Source organism: Enterococcus ureasiticus (assembly GCF_001730285.1).
In the GTDB taxonomy this organism is placed as follows: domain Bacteria; phylum Bacillota; class Bacilli; order Lactobacillales; family Enterococcaceae; genus Enterococcus_L; species Enterococcus_L ureasiticus.
Genome location: NZ_MIJZ01000012.1, coordinates 35993 through 56694 on the forward strand (window position 1 = coordinate 35993; position 20702 = coordinate 56694).

At 35.7% G+C, this 20702-nt stretch carries 20 protein-coding genes; 5 read left to right on the forward strand and 15 right to left on the reverse strand.

The genetic code is table 11. The features are described 5' to 3' along the window. Window positions 1–91: 91 nt before the first annotated feature. Entirely contained in the window at window positions 92–1054 is a 963-nt protein-coding gene (locus BCR21_RS06265; protein ID WP_069645628.1) for a phosphoglycerate dehydrogenase, read from the forward strand. Between the two features lie 54 nt (window positions 1055–1108). Here the strand turns inward: BCR21_RS06265 and BCR21_RS06270 are convergent, their stop codons facing one another. Continuing rightward, on the reverse strand, window positions 1109–2047 hold the full coding sequence (locus BCR21_RS06270) for a glycosyltransferase family 2 protein (protein ID WP_069645629.1): 939 nt from the start codon (window positions 2045–2047) through the stop codon (window positions 1109–1111). A gap of 411 nt (window positions 2048–2458) precedes the next feature. Here BCR21_RS06270 and BCR21_RS06275 point away from each other — a divergent pair, with 411 nt between their 5' ends. Beyond that, on the forward strand, window positions 2459–3946 hold the full coding sequence (locus BCR21_RS06275; protein ID WP_069645630.1) for a helix-turn-helix domain-containing protein: 1488 nt from the start codon (window positions 2459–2461) through the stop codon (window positions 3944–3946). 113 nt (window positions 3947–4059) lie between these two features. On the opposite strand, the gene BCR21_RS06280 is transcribed toward BCR21_RS06275, so the two are convergent. The 10 genes from BCR21_RS06280 to BCR21_RS06325 all read right to left on the reverse strand — a co-directional run bounded on the left by BCR21_RS06280 (window position 4060) and on the right by BCR21_RS06325 (window position 13545). Next, a complete protein-coding gene (locus BCR21_RS06280; protein WP_069645631.1) occupies window positions 4060–4371 on the reverse strand; it encodes a HesB/YadR/YfhF family protein in 312 nt (103 codons plus the stop codon). 178 nt (window positions 4372–4549) lie between these two features. After that, window positions 4550–5215, reverse strand: coding sequence for a potassium channel family protein (locus tag BCR21_RS06285; protein ID WP_069645632.1), 666 nt, complete (start codon window positions 5213–5215; stop codon window positions 4550–4552). Between the two features lie 166 nt (window positions 5216–5381). Continuing rightward, on the reverse strand, window positions 5382–6014 hold the full coding sequence (locus tag BCR21_RS06290; RefSeq protein WP_010765961.1) for a response regulator: 633 nt from the start codon (window positions 6012–6014) through the stop codon (window positions 5382–5384). After that, window positions 5989–7092: a sensor histidine kinase gene (locus BCR21_RS06295; RefSeq protein ID WP_069645633.1), complete on the reverse strand. Its 1104-nt coding sequence runs from the start codon at window positions 7090–7092 to the stop codon at window positions 5989–5991. Before BCR21_RS06295 ends, BCR21_RS06290 begins: the two co-directional genes overlap by 26 nt. Continuing rightward, window positions 7089–7820, reverse strand: coding sequence for a cell wall-active antibiotics response protein LiaF (gene liaF, locus BCR21_RS06300; protein WP_069645634.1), 732 nt, complete (start codon window positions 7818–7820; stop codon window positions 7089–7091). Before liaF ends, BCR21_RS06295 begins: the two co-directional genes overlap by 4 nt. 199 nt (window positions 7821–8019) lie before the next feature. Beyond that, window positions 8020–8493, reverse strand: a complete 474-nt coding sequence (gene greA, locus BCR21_RS06305) for a transcription elongation factor GreA (RefSeq protein ID WP_069645635.1) — start codon at window positions 8491–8493, stop codon at window positions 8020–8022. A gap of 261 nt (window positions 8494–8754) precedes the next feature. Next, window positions 8755–10176 carry an endolytic transglycosylase MltG gene (mltG, locus tag BCR21_RS06310; protein WP_069645636.1) on the reverse strand — a complete coding sequence of 474 codons (1422 nt, stop codon included), beginning with the start codon at window positions 10174–10176 and terminating at the stop codon, window positions 8755–8757. 171 nt (window positions 10177–10347) lie between these two features. After that, window positions 10348–11685, reverse strand: coding sequence for a H2O-forming NADH oxidase (nox, locus tag BCR21_RS06315; RefSeq protein ID WP_069645637.1), 1338 nt, complete (start codon window positions 11683–11685; stop codon window positions 10348–10350). Between the two features lie 235 nt (window positions 11686–11920). Next, entirely contained in the window at window positions 11921–12574 is a 654-nt protein-coding gene (locus tag BCR21_RS06320) for an HAD family hydrolase (protein ID WP_069645638.1), read from the reverse strand. Between the two features lie 101 nt (window positions 12575–12675). Then, window positions 12676–13545 carry an SPFH domain-containing protein gene (locus BCR21_RS06325; protein WP_069645639.1) on the reverse strand — a complete coding sequence of 290 codons (870 nt, stop codon included), beginning with the start codon at window positions 13543–13545 and terminating at the stop codon, window positions 12676–12678. Between the two features lie 168 nt (window positions 13546–13713). Here BCR21_RS06325 and BCR21_RS06330 point away from each other — a divergent pair, with 168 nt between their 5' ends. Both BCR21_RS06330 and BCR21_RS06335 read left to right on the forward strand, forming a co-directional pair. Then, window positions 13714–14685, forward strand: a complete 972-nt coding sequence (locus tag BCR21_RS06330; RefSeq protein ID WP_069645640.1) for a ring-cleaving dioxygenase — start codon at window positions 13714–13716, stop codon at window positions 14683–14685. A gap of 23 nt (window positions 14686–14708) precedes the next feature. Next, window positions 14709–15329 carry a flavin reductase family protein gene (locus BCR21_RS06335; protein WP_069645641.1) on the forward strand — a complete coding sequence of 207 codons (621 nt, stop codon included), beginning with the start codon at window positions 14709–14711 and terminating at the stop codon, window positions 15327–15329. Window positions 15330–15397: 68 nt separating this feature from the next. On the opposite strand, the gene BCR21_RS06340 is transcribed toward BCR21_RS06335, so the two are convergent. The 4 genes from BCR21_RS06340 to BCR21_RS06355 all read right to left on the reverse strand — a co-directional run bounded on the left by BCR21_RS06340 (window position 15398) and on the right by BCR21_RS06355 (window position 19935). Then, on the reverse strand, window positions 15398–15748 hold the full coding sequence (locus BCR21_RS06340; protein WP_069645642.1) for an iron-sulfur cluster biosynthesis family protein: 351 nt from the start codon (window positions 15746–15748) through the stop codon (window positions 15398–15400). Window positions 15749–15825: 77 nt separating this feature from the next. After that, window positions 15826–16317: a gamma carbonic anhydrase family protein gene (locus BCR21_RS06345; protein ID WP_069645643.1), complete on the reverse strand. Its 492-nt coding sequence runs from the start codon at window positions 16315–16317 to the stop codon at window positions 15826–15828. A 124-nt stretch (window positions 16318–16441) separates the two neighbouring features. After that, window positions 16442–18208, reverse strand: coding sequence for a multidrug efflux ABC transporter subunit EfrB (gene efrB, locus BCR21_RS06350; RefSeq protein ID WP_069645644.1), 1767 nt, complete (start codon window positions 18206–18208; stop codon window positions 16442–16444). After that, window positions 18205–19935: an ABC transporter ATP-binding protein gene (locus tag BCR21_RS06355; protein WP_069645645.1), complete on the reverse strand. Its 1731-nt coding sequence runs from the start codon at window positions 19933–19935 to the stop codon at window positions 18205–18207. The genes efrB and BCR21_RS06355 overlap by 4 nt, the downstream gene beginning before the upstream one ends. A 194-nt stretch (window positions 19936–20129) precedes the next feature. On the opposite strand from BCR21_RS06355, the gene BCR21_RS06360 reads away from it, so the two are divergent. After that, window positions 20130–20519, forward strand: a complete 390-nt coding sequence (locus tag BCR21_RS06360; RefSeq protein ID WP_069646028.1) for a YbaN family protein — start codon at window positions 20130–20132, stop codon at window positions 20517–20519. Window positions 20520–20702 lie beyond the last annotated feature (183 nt).

Below are 20702 nucleotides of genomic sequence, written 5' to 3' on the forward strand. Positions count from 1 at the left end.
TTCTCAAAAAAAGATTGAAACTAGCAATAGTTCAATCTTTTTTTGTTTGAGGTGCTTTTTTGTTACAATGGATTAGCAAGGGGGAATCAACATGGGACAACCACTAATTTATCTTTATGAACAGATGAAAGAAGAACAAGTTGAGACAATCAGACAAAACGCTCCTGATTATATTGTTATTGATGCTACCAGAGAATCACCACAAATGATTGAGGACGATATTGAGATCATGTTAGGCTGGAATAAAGATTTAGGACAGCGATTATTGGATTCTGAAACGAGCCGTCTAAAATGGGTCCAATCTATTTCTGCTGGTGTGGACACCTATGATTTAGACCATTTTTCTAAAAAAGGTATTTTGCTGTCTAACGCTAGCGGTATTCATAGTATTTCAATTTCAGAACATGTTTTAGGTGTTTTATTAGCTGAGTTTAGAGGCATTCGTACCAGTATCATTAATCAAGCAAAAAAAGAATGGACAAGAGAGAATATTTCCTATCAGCAACTGTCTATGCAAAAAATGCTGATTGTCGGCACTGGACACATCGGCCAACAACTTGCTAGCTTTGCACAAGGATTAGGGATTCAAACATATGGAGTAAACACTTCTGGTCATGTAACAAATGGCTTCATCGAGTGTTATTCTCATAAAAATATGAGCCGTATCGTGAAGGAGATGGATATTGTTGTAAACATTCTCCCTCTGACAGATGATACGTATCAAATGTATAACGAACGAATGTTTCTTGCCATGAAGCCTGGTACTGTCTTTGTGAATGTCGGGCGTGGTCCTTCTGTTAACACAAACGACTTGATCCATGCATTAAATACAGGCCAATTAAGCTTTGCCGCTCTAGATGTTTTTGAAGAAGAACCTTTGCCTTATAACAGTCCATTATGGGAAATGGAGAATGTTTTGATTACTCCTCATGTATCTGGTTTAACACCTAGTTTCAAGTCAAAACTTTTGACGATTTTCACACAAAACCTTAGACAGTTTCTAAAAGATGGTACGTTAGCAAAAAATGAAATTGCCTTACACCAAGGGTATTGACCTAAATAAAAAATACTGACCCGAATCACTATAAAAGATTCGAGTCAGTATTTTTTATTGTTGTTGATCTTTTTCTGTTTCCTTCACGAGATAAATTGGGCGTTTCTTTGTCTCTAAGAAAATTTTCCCGATATATTTCCCAATGATTCCAAGACAAAGTAATTGCAGTCCACCGACAAATAAAATAATACACACCATCGAAGGCCAACCACTAGTAGGATCTCCTTTGATGATTGTTCTAAAGAAAATAACAAGCATCGCCATGACTGATCCCACACACGAGAAGGCTCCAACATAAGAAGCCAAATTCAGCGGTGCTTCTGAAAAATTGACAATCCCATCAATCGAATAACTTAATAAACTCCAAAAAGACCATGATGTAGCACCCGCTACACGTTCGCGATTTTCATAAGAAAGATACTCCGTGTTAAAACCGACCCAGCTAAAAATACCTTTTGAAAAACGATTATACTCCGTCAGTTCTAAAATAGCATCTACCATTTGACGTGTCATTAAACGAAAATCTCTAGCACCATCAACCATTTCTGTTTCTCCGATTTTGTTGACTAATCGATAAAACATTCTAGCAAAGAAGCTGCGGATAATAGGTTCCCCTTCACGATCACCCCGTCTTGTGCCAATGCAATCTAATTCTTTATTTGTCTCTAGCATTCGAATCATTTCAGGCAACAGCTCAGGCGGATCTTGTAAATCCACATCCATCACTGTAATCAAGCTACCTTTAGCTTCTTTAAGTCCTGCATAGAGTCCTGCTTCTTTCCCAAAATTTCTAGAAAAAGAAAGATAGCGCACTTTTTCAGGATTCTCTTTATATAATTTTCTTAGTGCATTTAGGGTTTGATCTTTTGATCCATCATTAATAAATATGTATTCTATGTTATGTTGAATTTGTGAACTTATCTTCTCCACTTCTTCAAAAAACAGAGGAATTGATTCCTCTTCGTTGTAACAAGGAACAATAATTGATAGCATGACATTTCCTCCAAAAAGTATTCTTTTATGATTATAGCACATATCTACAACAGAATAATAATGAAATTATAAATAGTTTTAATTACTTTTTTCAACAATTGACTCAAAGAAAAAACAAGAGCAAAAAATAAATCCCCCCAATATAAATAACACATATTTTTTAATTAAACTAAAAATATGATTACTTAAACCATAATAAATACAGCGATTACAAATAAAAAATAGAGTATAAAACTAATTCAAAATAATTGAACTATGTTTTTTTTATCTTTAATTTCTAATTGAAATCCAACAGATAAATGGTTATTATAGATAGAGTAAATGATTTGTATCTATAATATATTATTTTTTGTAAAATTAATAACTTTTATTATCAGAAAAATCATAATTAATTACAAAGGGAGACTAAATATGCTAGAAGACATTTTATTAGATGATGTTGCCCAACGTAAAATCAGCGTCTTTAATCACTTATTGACCACGGCTGATGGTACATACAGTGTTCATTACTTTGAACAATTCACAGACTTTTCTTACGCTCGCTTGAACTCATTGTTTTCAGAAATACATGCAGATCTCATGGAAAAACAAGGTTTTGAGTTATTAACGGATCAAGGGAAGGTACACATAGATTCATCAAAGTTACGTGATATTCCATATTCTCAATTTTTATTTCGCAAAAGTTTACCTTATAAATTTTTACTTGCAACCATTTTAGAAAAAGAATACACAATCGAAAATTTTTGTAGGGATCACTTTATTAGCCGAGCATCGATTATCCGAAGGCTTCAACCTATGATTAATTATTTAAAGGATTTTGATATCCAGTTAAATTGTACAAAACTTCGGATCACTGGAAAAGAAAACTTAATTCGGATCGTTTATTTAAACTTCTTTTGGATTGCATCTTATGGCGAAGATCTTTTTTTAGCTTTAGATGAAACAAAAAGAGGCTTTGATTTATTCGATCCCGAAGACCATCAATGGATGACATATATAGAGCCCAGAGAATGGTATTTATTAACAACAATTTCTCAATTGCGAATCCAAAAGAAGCATTTCATTATTGAGCCACCATTCAAACAACTAACTTTTCCACAAACAAGTATTTCCTTTGTTAAAAAATTAGAAAAAGCGAAGATTCCTCAGCATTTTATTGAAAGAGAATCGACTTTTCTTTCATTTATGATGTTTTACTGGAATATTTATTTTTATGCAGATGATCCTAGAATCCATTATGTAAAAGAATACATGGCAAGTGATCAGCAACCGTTAGGTAATTTAATTGAGCGTTTTAATGCCTTTTACCAACCTTTATTTTCAGAAAAAAAACTTTCTGATAATGAAAAAGAGGTGCTGAATACGAATATTTTCACTACCTGTCTGAATCATTTTGTAATAAAAGATTCACTACCAATCGCTATTAATTTTATGGAATCCTGTATGAAAGAACAAAATCCCTTATATGAACCTCTTTCCAGAGAAGTCAGAACGTTCTTAGAAGAGATTATTTCAGAGCCAGAATTCGCTTGGATCAAAAATTGTTTAGAAGATTTAGTTTATATTTGTTCCTTTTTACTGCTTCCTTTTTACGAACGCAGCAATAAAAAGTATCAATTAAATGTAGGCATTATTTTGTCACCCAATGCCATTTTCCTACAATCTCTATTTGATTTTTTAGAACAAATTTCATTTATCTCTGTCTCATTTGTTTCTTCAACATCTGAGGATGACTATGATTTTTACATAGCGGCATCAAAACTTTTATTACCAGATAAAATCAGACTGACTGGTAATTTTCAGATAATCCCATTATCCCCCGCACTAGATTATCAAGTGAGTCTCATTGATACTTTACATAAAAGATATACAGAAAAAACTTCTTCTTTAGTTGGTTGATACACCTATTTTATTTCGTTAAGGCTGTATATTCATGTTTAAAAAGTGGAGCAAAACCAACAAATAGTTTTGCTCCACTTTTTTATCTCACCATAGTTTGAAAAATAATCAAACTATTGTTTCAGGTCTTCTTTATTTTCAGCAAATTTATATTTTGGCTCATCTGCTTCTTCATCATAGTCCACAAATAAATCATATCCTTTAAAAAACCAATCATCGGTTTCTTCAATAAAATAAGTAATCCCATCTATCTCTTCTTTGACCAACGGTTGATCTGGAGCTTCAACAGACATTGCGATAGAAAAGCCTTCATGAACATCTGTCTTACCATAAATTTTACCATAAAAGCGTATACCACTATCTGAAGTAACACCTACTTCATTTTTAAACCATTGTTGTGCACGTGGCGTAATTGTTAATTTCATCTTTAAGTTCCTCCTAATTTAAAAGCGTAACGGGCTCAAATCTGACTGAAAATAGGAAATTATGACTACGATGCTTTTTGTCTCTTTCATAATTTAGCTTTTTTCTGAGAGACTAGTTTACGTATCCACTTGTCATTTTAGCATAGAGTCTGATTTTCAGAGAATAAAGTGCTTGAACTTACTCATTCATTTTTTCATCCAACAAATCAACATCGTCGGTTTCCCCAACAACTAATAAATTATCGTTTTCTCTGACCATCTCTTCTGCAGCAGGAGATGCAATTACTTGTGATTTTGAGCGACGTATAGCAACTACCGTTAGCCCAAAACGCTGGCGAAAGTTCAAATCACCTAAAGTTTTGCCATAAAATTTTGGATTAGAGACACGAACTTCTGCTAATGACACTTCATTTGATAGTTCAATATAATCTAAAATATTTCTAGAAACCAATTTATGTGCCACTCTGATGCCCATATCACGTTCTGGATGGACAACTAAGTCTGCACCAATTTTGTCTAGCACTCTTGCATGATACTCATTTACAGCTTTCGCTAAAACGTTTGGCACACCCATTTCTTTGACCATTAGAGTAACCAAAATACTTGCCTGGATATCCTCACCGATCGCAACAACGACGTGGTCGAAATTACGAATACCTAGAGAGCGCAGTGTCGCTTCATCTTGGGCGTTTGCCACAACAGCATGCGTTGCGATATTCATATATTCATTCACTCGATCTTCATTACTATCAATAGCTAAAACTTCTTGACCAGATTCGATCAAAGTCTGACAGATACTACCGCCAAATCTTCCTAGACCAATAATTGCAAAATTTTGCTTCATGTTTATTTCTCCTACCGTTAAATTTAATTTAAGTATAACAAACAGACTGACAATTGAACAGAAACAGAGGTTTTATTTCGTTACTAATTAATATACAAAAAAGGCGAGCAAGACAAACTAGTAACGTTTATCTCATTCACCTTGAATCAACATTTGATTCAACTTGTTATTTTGCTAACCCGTGCTGAAACGCATAAATAGCCGCTTGTGTTCGGTCTTCAACATCTAATTTTGCTAAGATATTTGATACGTGGGTTTTTACCGTTTTAAGCGTAATAAATAGCTCATCAGCGATTTCTTGGTTACTACGTCCTTTGGCGATCAACATCAAAATTTCATGTTCACGATTCGTCAAATCTTCGTGTAGAACAGGTTCTTGCTTTTTCGTCAAACGTTCCATCATTTTAGTCGTTACTTCCGGTTCTAAAACCCGTTCTCCTCTAGAAATAGCACGGATAGCATCCGCGATCTCGTGAGCCGTAGAGGTCTTCAATAGATAACCCGCAGCGCCAGCTTCAATCGCTGGATAAACTTTTTCATCATCGATAAAACTAGTGACAATAATGATTCGTGCTTGCGGCCAATCTTTTAAAATCGCCTTTGTTGATTCGATTCCATCCATCACATCCATGACTAGGTCCATCAAAATCACATCAGGTCGTAATTCTAATGCTTTTTCATAACCAATCTGGCCGTTTTCAGCTTCCCCAACTACTTCAATATCCTCTTGAATCGATAAATATGAAGATACGCCTAATCGTACCATTTCATGGTCATCCACTAACATTACTTTGATCACTTGTTATTTCCTCCTTTATTACAGGCACTTTGATCTCAACGCTTGTCCCTTGTCCTTTAAAACTAATGATTTTAACGATACCGCCCATTCCAGCTACACGTTCTCGTATATTCTTTAAGCCGTAACTGCCAGCCTTATTGTCATTTTCGCTCATATCAAATCCCACACCATCATCCACCAAACGCAATAAAACATTTTTGTCTACTTGATGAAGGTAAACTTCAAGTTCTTTTGCTTTAGCGTGACGAAGCGTATTGGACAATAATTCTTGAACGATTCTAAACAAATGGTCCTCAATGCTATTATTCAAATGAACATCTTCAACATCCCATGTCAATTCGATTTTGATTTTCGTCTGTAACTCTTTTAATAACTGCTCGATCCCTTTACGTAAACTTTTCCCTTCTAAGCTTACTGGACGTAAATGAAGCAATAAAGCACGCATCTCAGATTGAGAAGCATTGATAATATCTGTAACTGTTACTAACTGTTTGCGAAATATCTCTGGTGTTTCACTTCGTTGTGCTTGCTCATTTAGGGCTGATAGCATCATCATTGCGGCAAATAGCTGCTGACTGACAGAATCATGTAACTCTCTAGCGAGCCTGTGACGCTCTTCTTCTAAAATTTCTTCTTTTGTTTCACCGTCCATCAACTGGGGACGACTATTCAATAATTGCAATTCCTTTGACATTTCTAATAATTTCGTTTGGACTTTGGAAATATCTCGGTCAACTTCCCCGATATATTGATCATTACTAGCATGTGCTACATTTTTAGCCAAAGCTGGATTTTCGTAGCTCCCTCTTGCTAATAAACGAAGTTTTTCTTCAATTCTACCATATTGTGCCTTTTGTACAATAGATACGAGTAAAAACGTTGATAATCCCACCAAAAGGGAAATCAAAAGCATATGGAAAATCAAAGGAATGTAAAATACCTTCCTTTGAAGTAATTCCAACATCCAATTTTTTTGCTTGATTGAATGAAAGTATGAAAATAGAGTAAGTAAAACTACAATAAACGTACTGCAAGCGGCGTACAAGGAAAGCATCTGTCGAGAAATCTTACCCATCATACACGAATCACCTCAAGATCCCCGACCAATGTATTAGTCATGATTTTCAAGCGGCGGTTATTTGTATCAAAGTCATTGCTGTAGACTCTTAATGATTCGTTTTTCAGATGATATTTCTCTTCTTCAAAGTTAACATTTCCATAAAAAGTAGAATGTTCTAGTGTTACGGCAACGCCTAGCGGAACTAAAATCCTTGTACGGCCAAATCCTTTACGAATAATGATGATGCTGTCATCTTTAGGCAATAAGGTATTACCTAAATCAACGATCGTATCACCTGAAAGAACATCTATATTGATGTCATCCCATTCATAAACATTACTGCCGATACGTTCATTAGCAAACCATGGACGTTTGAAACGACGTCCGCTTTTTGGTTCAACATTAGTTGTTTCCACCATGATCATTTGTTTCTTTCTCCAAGGTGCACGCTGAGTGATATCAACGCCTGCGATTTCTACACCTTTTAAACCAATAAATAAAACGCCAAATACTAACATCAACCAAAATGCAGGACTATTCATTACCCCAATTAAAATCAAGATAATACCCAACACTAATTGGAAATTATTAAAATTACTGCGATGAACCTTTTTCAGTGCATAAACAGCACTCAAGATACCCAGTACTAATACTACTGCTAAGCCTGGGTTATGTATAATTTGCCATAAGGCTAATATAAAAAGTAATGCTTCTACTACGATAAAAAAACGCCATGGGTTATTCATTATAATCCCCCTTCCTATGAAATTAGTATACCTTGATTCCCCTATTAATGTTAGTTGCTAAAGCCCCATTTTACTATAGGACTTTAGCCCTAATTTTTCTACAACTAACAGGAATCAACTCGCTATATAATCAGGTTTAAAGGGCAAGTCAAAACTAATATTAGCTTTGGCCCGCCCTTTGTTCTTATTAACTGTTTTGTTAACCAACCTTTGTGATTCTTACTTGCATATCTCCACCAGGAGTTGCAATAGCGACTTGATCATTTAATTTTTTACCGATCAATGCTTGTGCAATTGGTGAATCATTTGAAATTTTACCAGAAAATGGATCAGCTTCTGCGCTACCTACAATAGTATATTCTTCTTCATCACCATCAGGTAATTCAATAAATGACACTGTTTTACCGATTGATACTTCATCAGTATCAACGCCATTATTATCAATAATTTCCGCAAAACGAATCATATTTTCTAAAGTAGTGATTTTTCCTTCTACAAAAGCTTGCTCATCTTTGGCAGACTCATATTCTGAGTTCTCTGATAGGTCGCCAAAACTTCTTGCAATTTTTATACGTTCAACGATTTCTTTTCGTTTTACCGTTTTTAGTTCTTCAAGTTCTTGTTCCAATTTTTCTTTGCCTTCAAGTGTCATAGGAAATACTTTTTCTACCATGTTAATTTCTCCTTCTTAACTTACTACAATGTTTTTATTTTATTTTCGTTGAAAAATTCCGCTTTCAATCCAGAAAAGAGTACCACGCTTTAAGCAAATTGTAAATAATATTCACTTAATTTTTATAAATCTCCTAGATTTTTTTCTAATAGATTGCTCTTTCAGTCTCCTTCTGGTAATTGAACGCGCAAATCCTGAGTAAAGCGAAACGAGCCGCCTAAGTTATAGGTTGGCTCGTAATATATTACGCAAACTTAAAAGTTATTCACTTTTTTCAGTTTCTGTTTTATTTACATATTGTTCCACATATTCTTGATGTTGTTCATAAGTCTCAGCAAAATAAACATTTCCAGTTGAGATATCAGCAACAAAATAAAGATAATTATTTGCTATTGGATTTAAAACAGCGTTGATTGCTTGCTCACTAGGACTATCAAATGGTCCAGGACCATAACCAGTATTTTTGTAAAGATTATACGGTGAATCTACTTCTAAATCTTTATACGTAACTAATTCTTTATGTTCACCTAACGCATATAAAATAGAAATATCTGATTGTAACGGCATATTAGCCGCAATTCGATTAAAGAAAACTTGCGCAATTTTCTTGCGGTCTTCTTCTTTTACTCCTTCTTTTTCAACCAATGAAGCAAGTGTCAACACTTGTTGGATCGTCATGCCTTTAGCATGGACCATTGGGATAAACGGTTCGATTACACTATTGGACTTCGCAATCATTTGATCGACAAAATCTTCTAGTTTTGCATCTTTGTAGTAGTCATATGTTGCTGGGAATAAGTAACCTTCAAAGTGGTAACGAACGTCTTTTGCTTCAGCTGCACTTGTCAATAACTCTGGATATTTTTCCTTCATCGTATCAAAGAATGCTTGATTTTTCATCAGTTCAATAAATTGATCCTTCTTAAAATTAGTATTCTTTTCGATTGCATCACCAATCTTATCAATGTCAAAGCCTTCTGGAATCGTTACTTTTCCATCAGCAAGTTGCGTCGGCTCTGCTGTTCCACCTTCTCTTAAAAGTGCACCAATCTCATCTAGCGTCATGTCTGGCGACATTTGATAATAGCCTGCCTGAAAATCAGTCAGATTCTTAAATTTCGCATAATAATTAAACACCATTCCGCTTTTGATAACTTTGCTGTCTTCTAAAATGTTGGCAATTTTCTTATTCGATGAATCTTCTGGAATGTGTACTTGGACTAATTTACTATCTTTTGGGTCAAGCGGTTGTAATCCTGCATTGACGTACTTATAAAAAGTAAAACCAAAAATCGCTATAACTAATAACAAAACAGATGTTACAATCAGCACGATCCGGCTGACAATGCGATCTTCTTTCTTTCTAGTACGTTTGTTAGAATTATCTTCATTAGGGATCTGCAACTGTTCATCCGACGGCTCTGGTCGTTTTGTGTGATGCTCTGTACTGCGGGAGCCAACTGATTCCATCTCATCTAGTTTTATCGGGTCTTTTTGATTATCTGTTTGAGAACGCTGTGTTCTATTATATTCTGCTTCGTTATGCTGCGATACGTTCTGAGCATTGTGTTCAGAAGAAGCTGAATCATCATTCCCTATTTCTTCTCCCCGCAAAGAACGCAAGACCTGATCTTTGAATGAAGCATTGGAATGATCTTGATTATTTTGGTTATCTTCTGCCAAAACAAATCCTCCTTACTTTCTATGTATCTTCCTTAACTTTAACCATTATACATGAAAGCTTTTTAAATTTAAACTTTTTTAGAGAAAAGTCACTAACTTGTAAGATTTGATTTCTTTTTAAAATCAAATTAATAGGCTGAGAACTTATGTCCTCAGCCATTAAAATCGTAATTATTCTGCACTAAGTGCGGCCATTGTAATATAGTTATATGGTTGGTTAAAGTGTGGTAAGAAGAAAATATCTAGTAATTTTAGTTTATCGATCGTTACTTTTTCTTCGATTGCCAATGAGAACATATGGATTCCCATTGAGATATCTTCATAAGAAGCCATCTGTGCTCCAACAATACGGCGTGAGTCTTCTTCGTATACGATTCTGATTTTCACTTTGTTATTTTCTTTCATAAATCCAGGTTTTTGTAAATCTTCAAATTCAGTATATTTTATTTTCAAGCCTAATTTTTCTGCTTCTTGAACAGTCAATCCTGTAGATACCATGTGGTAACCGAAAATTGAAATACCGTTTGACCCTTGAACACCGATCGATTCTAGTGGTGTTCCACCAACGTTATGCGCTGCGACGATTCCTGAACGAACTGCGTTTGTTGCTAACGCGATATACGTTGTCTGCTGCACAGCATTTGAGAAAATCGTTGCGCAATCACCTACTGCATAGACATCTGGGTCACTTGTTTGTTGATGAAGATCAACAAGATAGGCACCATTAGCAAATAATTCTAAGTGGTCTTTTCCTAAACCATTATTGGGTCTGAACCCAATTGCATTGATTACTAAGTCTACGGCGTATTCTCCTTTGTCAGTTATAATCGCTTCAACCTTTTCGGTCCCTTTGTATTCTTTCGCCAATTCATTGTAATGAAGCTCAATACCATGCTCAGCTAGGACTTTGTCCATATCATCTGTAAACCATTTGTCATAGTAATTCGGTAAACACCTTTCTGCGGCATCAAACAATAGAACGTTTTTGCCACGACGTTTCGCCGCTTCAGCGATTTCAACACCAATGTAACCTGCCCCAATCACAGCAACTGTTTTGACTTCTGCATCTGCCATTGCAGCATCAACTGTTTGACCATCTTGGAAAAGTTTTAAGAATTCTACATTTTTCAAGTCCCTTCCTGGAATCATTGGATTGATTGGTGCTGACCCAGTTGCTAAGATCAATTTGTCATAGCTTTCTGTAAATTCTTCCCCGTTATGTTTTTTGCAATGAACTTTTTTTTGTTTAAAATCGACACTTTCCACTGTAGTTTCCATAAAAATTTTAGCGCCCTTTGCTTCAAAGGCTTCTTTATTCGTATAAAATAAATTCTCATAAGATTCGATTTGACGTCCTACCCATAGCGCTGTTCCACAGCCTAAATAGCTAAGGTTCGTATTTCGGTCGATCATTACTACTTCTTGATCTGGATAAGTATCCAATAATGTGTTTGCTGCAGCGATTCCTGCGTGATTAGTACCTACAATAACTGTTTTTGTTTTGCTCATAAGACTCTCCTTCATGTGATGTATTGAACTTAATTATACCCGAAGAAAGGGCTTTCTTTTATCAATTTATCAGCGTTTCATTAAAAAATTTGAGAATCTCTCATCTTTTTCACTAAATCACCATAATTATTCTTATTTTCTTAAGATAAAATCTTGTTTTTGAGCGTATAAGTAAAATAAGTTTACTGAAATACATTAAAAACGAGCCTCCTACGTTGGAAGCTCGCATTTCTATTTATTTTTCTAAAATTATTTTTTCTATATCTTCAGGAGTTTCTGCTATATAATCAGCACCAGCGGTTTCCAATTCTACTTGATCACCGAATCCATATAACACACCAATACACGCTAGTCGATTTTCTTTTGCTCCAATCATATCATGACTGCGGTCACCGATCATCAGTGTTTTGTTTAAATCGGTAATTCCTGCAGATTTCAGAGCATATCGTATAACATCCTCTTTTTTTGAACGTTCACCATTCAAACTAGCTCCATATATCCCAACAAAATAACGATCTAGTTTAAAATGAGCTAAGATTTGTTTTGCGTAGATTTCTGGTTTAGAGGTGGCAATATAAAGAGTACAACCCGCTTGTTGTAAGTCGGTCAGTACTTCGAGTATTCCTTCATATAAGTGATTTTCATACATTCCTTTGGCTTGATAATATTCACGGTAATAACCTACTGCTTGCTCAGTGAATTGGTCATCTAAATGACATAAATTTTTAAATGAGTCACTTAATGGCGGGCCTATAAAAGAAAATAAATCGTTTTGATTCGGCACATTTAAGTTCATCTTTTTTAAAGCGTAGATGACAGAGTTAATGATCCCTTCCCCAGAATCAGTGATTGTTCCATCTAAGTCAAATAAAATTGTTTTATAATGCATAGGAGACTCACTTTCTTTTGTCTTATAATATTTTTGAAAAATCTAAGACAGAAGCTTCTAATTTATCAGCCTCTGCCTCCTTTATCTGTTCGTTTTTCGTTCTATCTTTCATGTACATCTCCAGTGTTGATAACTGGTTGGGTTCCTTTATCTGTAATGATCGATACGAGAAGATTGTTGATCAATTGAACTTTACGGTCGTCAGTAAAATTGATTTCTTGCCCGTCTTCGATCTGTTCCAAAGCCATTTGTGTCATAGAAACTGCTCCTTCAACAATAATTTGTCGTGCTGAAAGAATCGCCTTGGCTTGTTGTCTTTGCAGCATCGCACTGGCAATTTCAGTCGCATAGGCTAAATGGTTTAAGCGTGTTTCAATGACCTCGACTCCCGCAACAGCTAGACGTTCTTGCAATTCTTTCGCCATTTCTTCTGAAACTTCGGTCGTATTTCCACGTAGAGTCAAATCATCATCGTTGAACGTATCATACGGATATTGTGTCGCAATGTGACGAATAGCTGTTTCACTTTGGATTTCTATAAAGTCTTGGTAGCGGTCCACATCAAACAAAGCTTTAGCCGTATCAACGACTTTGAAAACAACGACTGCAGAAATTTCGACAGGGTTCCCATCGGAATCATTTACTTTTAACAACGAGCTATTAAAGTTGCGCACTTTTAGTGAAACATTGATTTTTTGAGTTAAAGGTGTTGTCACAAATAAGCCATTCTCTTTGATCGTACCTAAATATTGTCCAAAAAATAAGATTGCTTTTGCCTGATTTGGACTAACGATCGTTAATGAGCTTAAAAATAGAGCTGATATCCCCCACAATACCAAACCAATTGTGATCATGCCAAAACTTTCGTCCATTACGCCAATATAAGTAAAGTACCCGCCAATAATAATTAAAATAACTAACACTACTAACGCGATATATCCATTAACATGAAACGTTTTTTTCTCTTCCATGATTTTCCCCTACTTTCCTTTTTTCATTTAATATCCCTATAGTACTCCTCTTTATTCTTTCCATCAATAGTTAGGAGAAGAGAAAACAGTTGCTTAATTCTTAGTTTAGATGTAAACTTACTTTTAGTAAGTGAAAAATAATAATTATCAATTTGGAGGTTTTATATTATGGATACACAAATTAAAGGAATTCATCACGTTACAGCTATGACATCAAGTGCAGAAAAAATCTATCGCTTTTTTACAGATACTCTAGGGTTGCGCCTAATCAAAAAAACAGTCAATCAGGATGACATCGAAACGTACCACTTATACTTCACTGACGACCTTGGTTCAGCTGGTACTGATATCACCTTTTTCGATTTCCCTGGCATCCCGCAAGGAACTAAAGGAACAAATACTATTTCTCGTACATCATTTCGCGTTAAAAACGATGCTTCTTTAGCTTATTGGATCGAACGCTTTAACGAAAATAAAATTGATCATGGAGAAATCCAAGAACGTTTTGGTAAAAAATATCTTGAATTTGAAGATTTCGACAAACAGCAATATCAATTGATTTCTGATGAGAACAATCAAGGTGTAGCAAGTGGAACACCTTGGAAAAAAACAGACGTTCCAGCTGAGCATGCGCTGATTGGATTAGGTCCAGTCTTTGTAACCGTAGCAGATTTTGACCATATGCAACGAGTTTTAGTTGAAGTGTTAGGCTTTAAGCTAGTCGATGCTGAAGGTAATTTCCATTTATTTGAAGTCGGTGAAGGAGGCAATGGCGGCAGTATCATTGTTGAACATCGAAACGATCTTCCAGATGCACAAGAAGGCTTTGGAAATGTTCATCACTTAGCTCTTCGTGTTGCAGATCAAGACGTATTACGTTTTTGGATCAACAAAATCAATCAACTTCAATTTCCTAGCTCTGGTTTTGTTGAACGTTTTTATTTCAAATCTGATTATTTCAGAGCGGCTCCTCATATTTTATTTGAATTAGCTACTGATGGACCAGGATTCTTAGAAGATGAAACATATGAAGCAGCTGGAGAAAAATTATCTTTACCACCATTTTTAGAAGGAAAAAGAAAAGAAATCGAAGAATTTGTTCGTCCTTTTGACACTTCTGATGCAAATAAAGCACGTTAATAACAGAGAAATGGAGAAGCCTTATGTTGCATTATCCGACTAAATATTTATCATCAAAACAATCCTATAAATTTCTATCAGGCAGTATCATCCCGCGTCCAATCGCGTGGGTAACAACACTGAATAAGGATCAAGAAACTATAAATGCTGCACCATTCAGCTTTTTTAATGCTGCAGCTTCCGATATTCCTTTAGTCACCTTATCGATTCTTAGACGAAATGGAGAAATAAAAGATACCGCAAGAAATATTATAGAAACAAATGAACTGGTAATCCACTTAGTCAATGACCACGTAGTTGAATCCATGAATCAAACAGCGGCTTCTTTAAGAGCAGATCAAAGTGAAATTACCATCAACAAAATAGAAACGACTGCTAGTAAATCTGTGACTGTTCCTGGAATCACGGCAGCGCCTATTCGTATGGAAGCACGGTTACATCAATATGTTCCAATTAAAAATCATCACGATCAAATCATTACCGATTTATTTATTGTCGAAATAACCGATTTTTATTTTGATGAAGCTGTATTTGATCAAGAACGTGAGTACATCTTACCAGAAGTCTTCAAACCAATTGCACGTTTAGCAGGTAATACGTATGCTCATATAAATGACTTGTTTGATCTAAAAAGACCTGATTAAAAAGAAGTTGAGACAAATACCCATAAGGGCGATGCCCTCGGTGTTTGTCTCAACCTCTTTTTAATTTATTACGGTCTTAAATCTACAATTGGCACATTCCCATCCAAAATCCCACTAGGACTTTTCAATTTAAAGACTTGTAATCGAGGATCAACTTCTAGCGTCATCTCTTCATCCAAATAGCGTTTAGAATAATCTTTGATATAAATAGCCCCAATATCGGAATCTACTGTCAAATCAAAATCAGATTTATCCTGCAATTGATCCAATATCAATAAGCGAAAGCTTGTATCAAGAGAGCAGATACCCATTTTAGAATACTTACCAACACCATCGTCTAAATCTAAAATAATCACTGCTTTGCTTTCGATATAAGGAATCAATTTTACTTGAGCTTCATCGCTAACTTTCAAATACATCCATTCTTCACCTCTTTCTTAACTAGTAAGCCAAAAATTTGTAGGTACATGTAAATGGTTCCGACTACGATTTTTTCCTAGTCTAATCGTGCATAATTTCCTGCAGCAAATTCTTTTGATAATGCTACATAATGCTGGGCATTTTCTTTGTTTTTCCGAATTTCTTCTCTCGTTAAAGGGCGAATCACTTTTGCCGGTCGTCCAAATGCCAAGACATTTGGTGGAATCTCCGTCCCTTCCGTAACTAAGGAGCCGGCACCGATCAAACTATTCTTTCCAATCACTGCATGATTTAACACCGTTGAGCTCATCCCAATCAAGGCGCCCTCTTCTATCGTACAGCCATGAAGCATACTGTGATGTCCGATCGTCACGTTTTCACCAATAACCACTGGGGCATCTTGATCAACATGAATTACTGTGCCGTCTTGTACATTGCTTCCTGCATTGATCGTAATTGTATTGTTATCTCCTCTGAGCACGGATTGAAACCAAATACTAGTATCTTTAGCCAGTACTACATTTCCATATACATCGGCACTTGCTGCAATAAAATACTCTTTTGTCATATTGTTCACCTCTTCTACTATCTTTAGTATAACAAATTGGGCTAAATTCCGTAGTTAAAAAGGCTTCTTCATCCCCATCAAAAAAGGAAAGACACACTTAATCGGTGTCTTTCCTTCATACTTGTTAATCGTAATCGCCATCTTCAGCAAACTGGCTGTTATATAGTTTTTCATAAAAACCACCTTGCTCTAATAACTCAATATGTGTTCCTTTTTCAATGATTTCACCTTGGTTCATTACAAGAATCAAGTCAGCTTCACGAATTGTTGATAGACGGTGAGCGATCACAAAGCTTGTGCGCCCTTCCATTACTCGTTTCATCGCTTTTTGGATCAACGCCTCTAAACGAGTATCAACTGAGCTTGTCGCTTCATCCAAAATCAAAATTCTTGGATCAGAAATTACTGCTCGGGCAATCGTCAATAATTGTTTTTGCCCAAGAGAAACATTGTCTCCTTCAGAATTGATTTCCATCTCGTAGCCATCAGGCATTGTGCGGATAAAGTGATCAACATTGGCAGTCTTAGCTGCATCCACCACTTCATAATCAGTCGCATCTAATTTACCAAAACGGATATTGTCTGCAATCGTTCCTTCATATAGCCAAGCATCCTGCAAGACCATGCCAAAGACTGAACGCACATCACTTCGATCCATTTTTTTCGTATCGATACCGTCAATTTTGATTGCTCCTTCATTAACATCATAAAATCGCATCAATAAATTGATCAATGTCGTTTTCCCTGCACCCGTTGGTCCAACAATCGCCACCGTCTGACCTGCTTGTACTTCAAAGTTCAAGTTTCTGATCAATGGTTTTGCAGGGTCGTAGCTAAAGCTGACATTATCAAATTGAACTGACCCCTGAACATTTTCCGGTAATGGAATATCGTGTTCATTTAATTTTTCTTCAGGTTCATCCAAGATTTCAAATACACGTGTCGTCGCAGCTGAGGCACTTTGCAACGCCGCTGACAATTGCGTGATATTCCCCATTGGCTGACTGATCTGCCAAATATATTGGATAAAAGCTTGCAACTGTCCAACCACGATAGCACCAGTAATAACATAATAACTACCTAAAACAGCCATACCGATATAGGTCCCATAAGCTGTCATTTGAACAAGTGGTAACATCAACCCTGAAATAAACGTTGCTTTAAAACCAAAGCTATTCAAGTTGTGGTTAACCTTTTTAAAGCCTTGTAACGTTTCTGCTTCACGGCCATAAAGTTTTAAAACACTAAAACCAGTCATATTTTCTTGCACGTAGCCGTTTAGACTGCCAAGCGCATTTTGCATTCCTTGGAAGTATTTTTGTGAAATACCAACGATTGTTTTGGAAATAAATAAGGATAAAGGAATCATGATGATCGAAATCAACGCCATCAACCAATTGATATAAAACATCATCACAACAGCCATAACAATTCCTAAAATAGCTGAAACGATATTGATAAAACTTTGCTGCATTGCATTACTCACAGCATCCACATCATTGGTCACACGAGATAAGATATTTCCCTGTTGATTCTTATCAAAATAAGAAACAGGTAGACGATTGATTTTTTCATCGATATCACGGCGCAAATCTCGCATTGAATGTTGAACGACCGTTGCCATTAAAAATCCTGACAAAAATTGTGCCGCACAATAACCAAGTCCGACGATCAAAATCCATATCAAACACTTGATAATATATGAGTAATTCAAGCCATCCCCTGCTGCAACATTTTTACTGATTTCAGTGATTGGTAAACCTGAAACATAAGGCATCGCTGCATTAAAAGCAACAGTCAAAACAGTAAAGATAATCACTAAAATGAAAGTTCTCTTATAAGGATTGATATATCTGCCTAAACGTCTAATAGAAGAGAGTGCGTTTTTCATGCTAATTCCTCCCCTGACAATTGAGAAGCAGCAATATCATAGTAGATAGGGCAATTCTCAAGCAATTCACGATGGGTACCGATACCAACGACATCGCCTTCGTTTAGTACGATGATTTTATCTGCGTGCATGATCGTTCCAACTCGTTGAGCGACAATCAAAACAGTTGATTCTGTTGTTTCTTTTTTCAAACGTGCTCTTAAATTCGCATCTGTTTGATAATCCAATGCTGAGAAGCTATCATCAAATATATAAACCTCTGGACGGCGAATCACTGCTCTAGCGATTGCTAAACGTTGTTTTTGACCACCTGAGAAATTTGTTCCGCCTTCTGAAAGAAGTTCATCGTATCCATCAGGTTTTTGCGAAATAAATTCTGTTGCTTGGGCAATCTCTGCTGCTAATTCCATTTCTTCTACTGTTGCATCTTCTTTGCCATAACGCATATTTTCTGCTATGGTTCCAGTAAACAGTAACGCTTTTTGTGGAATATAACCGATTTTATTGCGTAATGTACTCAATTTATAATCACGTACATCGATTCCATCAAGTAAAACTTCACCTTCTGAAGCATCATAAAAACGTGGGATCAGTTGAATCAATGTTGATTTCCCACTCCCGGTACTACCGATAAACGCAACAGTTTCACCTGGTGACGCTGTAAAACTAACATTACGGATCACGGGACTTTCTGAGTGTCCAGGATAAGCGAATGTAACATTTTTAAATTCTAAGTAGCCTTTTGTCTTCGTTTCTGTGATACCCGCTTCATTTTCGCGAATCACAGGCTCCATATCGAATGCTTCTTGGATTCGGCGAGCTGAAACAGCTGCACGAGGATACATCATAAAGACACTTGCAAATAACATAAATGAGAATAGTGCATGGAAAATATATTCGATAAACGCAATCAAGTCCCCAACTAATAGACTCCCTTGTTCGATCTGAAGTGCACCCTTCCAAATAATCAATACCATCACGATATTGAATAGAAAGAAAAATCCTGGCTGTGCTGCCGCCATTAAGCGGAAAAGACTCTTAGAGCTTTTCGTATAGTCTTCATTGACTTTGCTAAACCGACTTTCTTCAAATTTCTCATTAACAAAAGCACGAATCACTCGCAAACCAGAAAGATTTTCTCTTAAAATTCCGTTGATTCCATCTAAGTTTTTTTGCTGTTTATTGGATAATGGTTCAGATATTTTAGCGATCAATACCACAGCTGCTAAAAGAAATGGTAAAGCTCCTAAAACAAGCCAACCTAATGATGGACTTGTACGCATAACCATATATAAGCTGACAAAAAACATCATCGGTGTCATGAAACCGATCCGCAAGATATTTCCCATAAACAACATAATTTGATACGCATCATTTGTAGTTCTGGTAATCAATGAAGAGACTCCTATTGTTTCATATTCACGATGAGAAAAAGTCTGTACTTTTTCAAATAGATCATCACGAATATCACGTACAATATTTGTTGTCATTCGTGCACCAAAATACCCTAGCATGATATTCATTGCTACACCAACAACCGTGATCCCAATCATCAACAAACCTTGCTGTTTTACATAGTCATAATCATTATTTTTGATCCCAACGTCGATCATTCGTGCTAAAATCGTTGGCAACCCTAGTTCTATCAATATAAATCCAAAAACACAAATGAAATCTAAAAATAATAGCTTCTTATATCTCATCGTGTAACGCCACATCAATTTCAATCAATCATCTCCCATTTCAATTTTTGACCCAGTACTTTCACTATAGCATAAAACTAACAGCCAGGTAAATTATATTTAAATGAAAATCGCACACTTTTCAACAGAATAATAAACGGGACCATTTTTACTATGGTATAATGGTGATTACTTTAATTTTTGTACTAAAATCAGACGAAAGTGATGGGATCGAATCAATGAAAAAAATACTTTATATTTCTTTAGGCTGTCTCACATTTTGCCTGGGAACGATAGGAATTTTCCTACCACTTTTGCCCACAACGATATTTTATATCTTAACCGCTTTTTTCTGGATGCGCAGTTCTGAATATTTATATACAAAATTTATTGAATCGACCCATTACCAAAAATATATCCAAGAATCTATTGTGGAAAAAAAGATCACCCCTCTCGGCCGAATAAAGTTATTTTCAACTTTATTTGTAGTTTTTGCGATTCCATGTGTTATCGTCCGTAATCCATTTATGACAACAACATTAGTAATCGTCTATTTGCTACATTTTATTGGTCTAAATTTGTATTTCAATAAAAAGAAAGTCCCACCTCTAAATGAACCAAATGAATAATAATATTTTCTTTAAAGTGGCAAGTCTGTTTCTATACTTATTCGCTGTTTTGTGATAAAATACGATTAATTGTTGTACAGCACAACACAATGGACGGTTGAAAGAAAGTACAGTTTCCATAAAACAAGTAAAGTGAAGCAAAGTCGAGGCTTCATTTCATCATCAACGAATGTTTTTGGTGAC

Bases quoted from the DNA above. Each gene is read 5' to 3' on its own strand.
- BCR21_RS06325 (WP_069645639.1), bottom strand. From the start codon at position 13,545: ATGGAAGAGAAAAAAACGTTTCATGTTAATGGATATATCGCGTTAGTA.
- BCR21_RS06360 (WP_069646028.1), top strand. From the start codon at position 20,130: ATGAAAAAAATACTTTATATTTCTTTAGGCTGTCTCACATTTTGCCTG.
- BCR21_RS06280 (WP_069645631.1), bottom strand. From the start codon at position 4,371: ATGAAATTAACAATTACGCCACGTGCACAACAATGGTTTAAAAATGAA.
- BCR21_RS06265 (WP_069645628.1), top strand. From the start codon at position 92: ATGGGACAACCACTAATTTATCTTTATGAACAGATGAAAGAAGAACAA.
- BCR21_RS06340 (WP_069645642.1), bottom strand. From the start codon at position 15,748: ATGTATTTGAAAGTTAGCGATGAAGCTCAAGTAAAATTGATTCCTTAT.
- BCR21_RS06335 (WP_069645641.1), top strand. From the start codon at position 14,709: ATGTTGCATTATCCGACTAAATATTTATCATCAAAACAATCCTATAAA.
- BCR21_RS06330 (WP_069645640.1), top strand. From the start codon at position 13,714: ATGGATACACAAATTAAAGGAATTCATCACGTTACAGCTATGACATCA.
- liaF (WP_069645634.1), bottom strand. From the start codon at position 7,820: ATGAATAACCCATGGCGTTTTTTTATCGTAGTAGAAGCATTACTTTTT.
- efrB (WP_069645644.1), bottom strand. From the start codon at position 18,208: ATGAAAAACGCACTCTCTTCTATTAGACGTTTAGGCAGATATATCAAT.
- greA (WP_069645635.1), bottom strand. From the start codon at position 8,493: ATGGTAGAAAAAGTATTTCCTATGACACTTGAAGGCAAAGAAAAATTG.
- nox (WP_069645637.1), bottom strand. From the start codon at position 11,685: ATGAGCAAAACAAAAACAGTTATTGTAGGTACTAATCACGCAGGAATC.
- BCR21_RS06275 (WP_069645630.1), top strand. From the start codon at position 2,459: ATGCTAGAAGACATTTTATTAGATGATGTTGCCCAACGTAAAATCAGC.
- BCR21_RS06295 (WP_069645633.1), bottom strand. From the start codon at position 7,092: ATGATGGGTAAGATTTCTCGACAGATGCTTTCCTTGTACGCCGCTTGC.
- BCR21_RS06270 (WP_069645629.1), bottom strand. From the start codon at position 2,047: ATGCTATCAATTATTGTTCCTTGTTACAACGAAGAGGAATCAATTCCT.
- BCR21_RS06320 (WP_069645638.1), bottom strand. From the start codon at position 12,574: ATGCATTATAAAACAATTTTATTTGACTTAGATGGAACAATCACTGAT.
- BCR21_RS06285 (WP_069645632.1), bottom strand. From the start codon at position 5,215: ATGAAGCAAAATTTTGCAATTATTGGTCTAGGAAGATTTGGCGGTAGT.
- BCR21_RS06345 (WP_069645643.1), bottom strand. From the start codon at position 16,317: ATGACAAAAGAGTATTTTATTGCAGCAAGTGCCGATGTATATGGAAAT.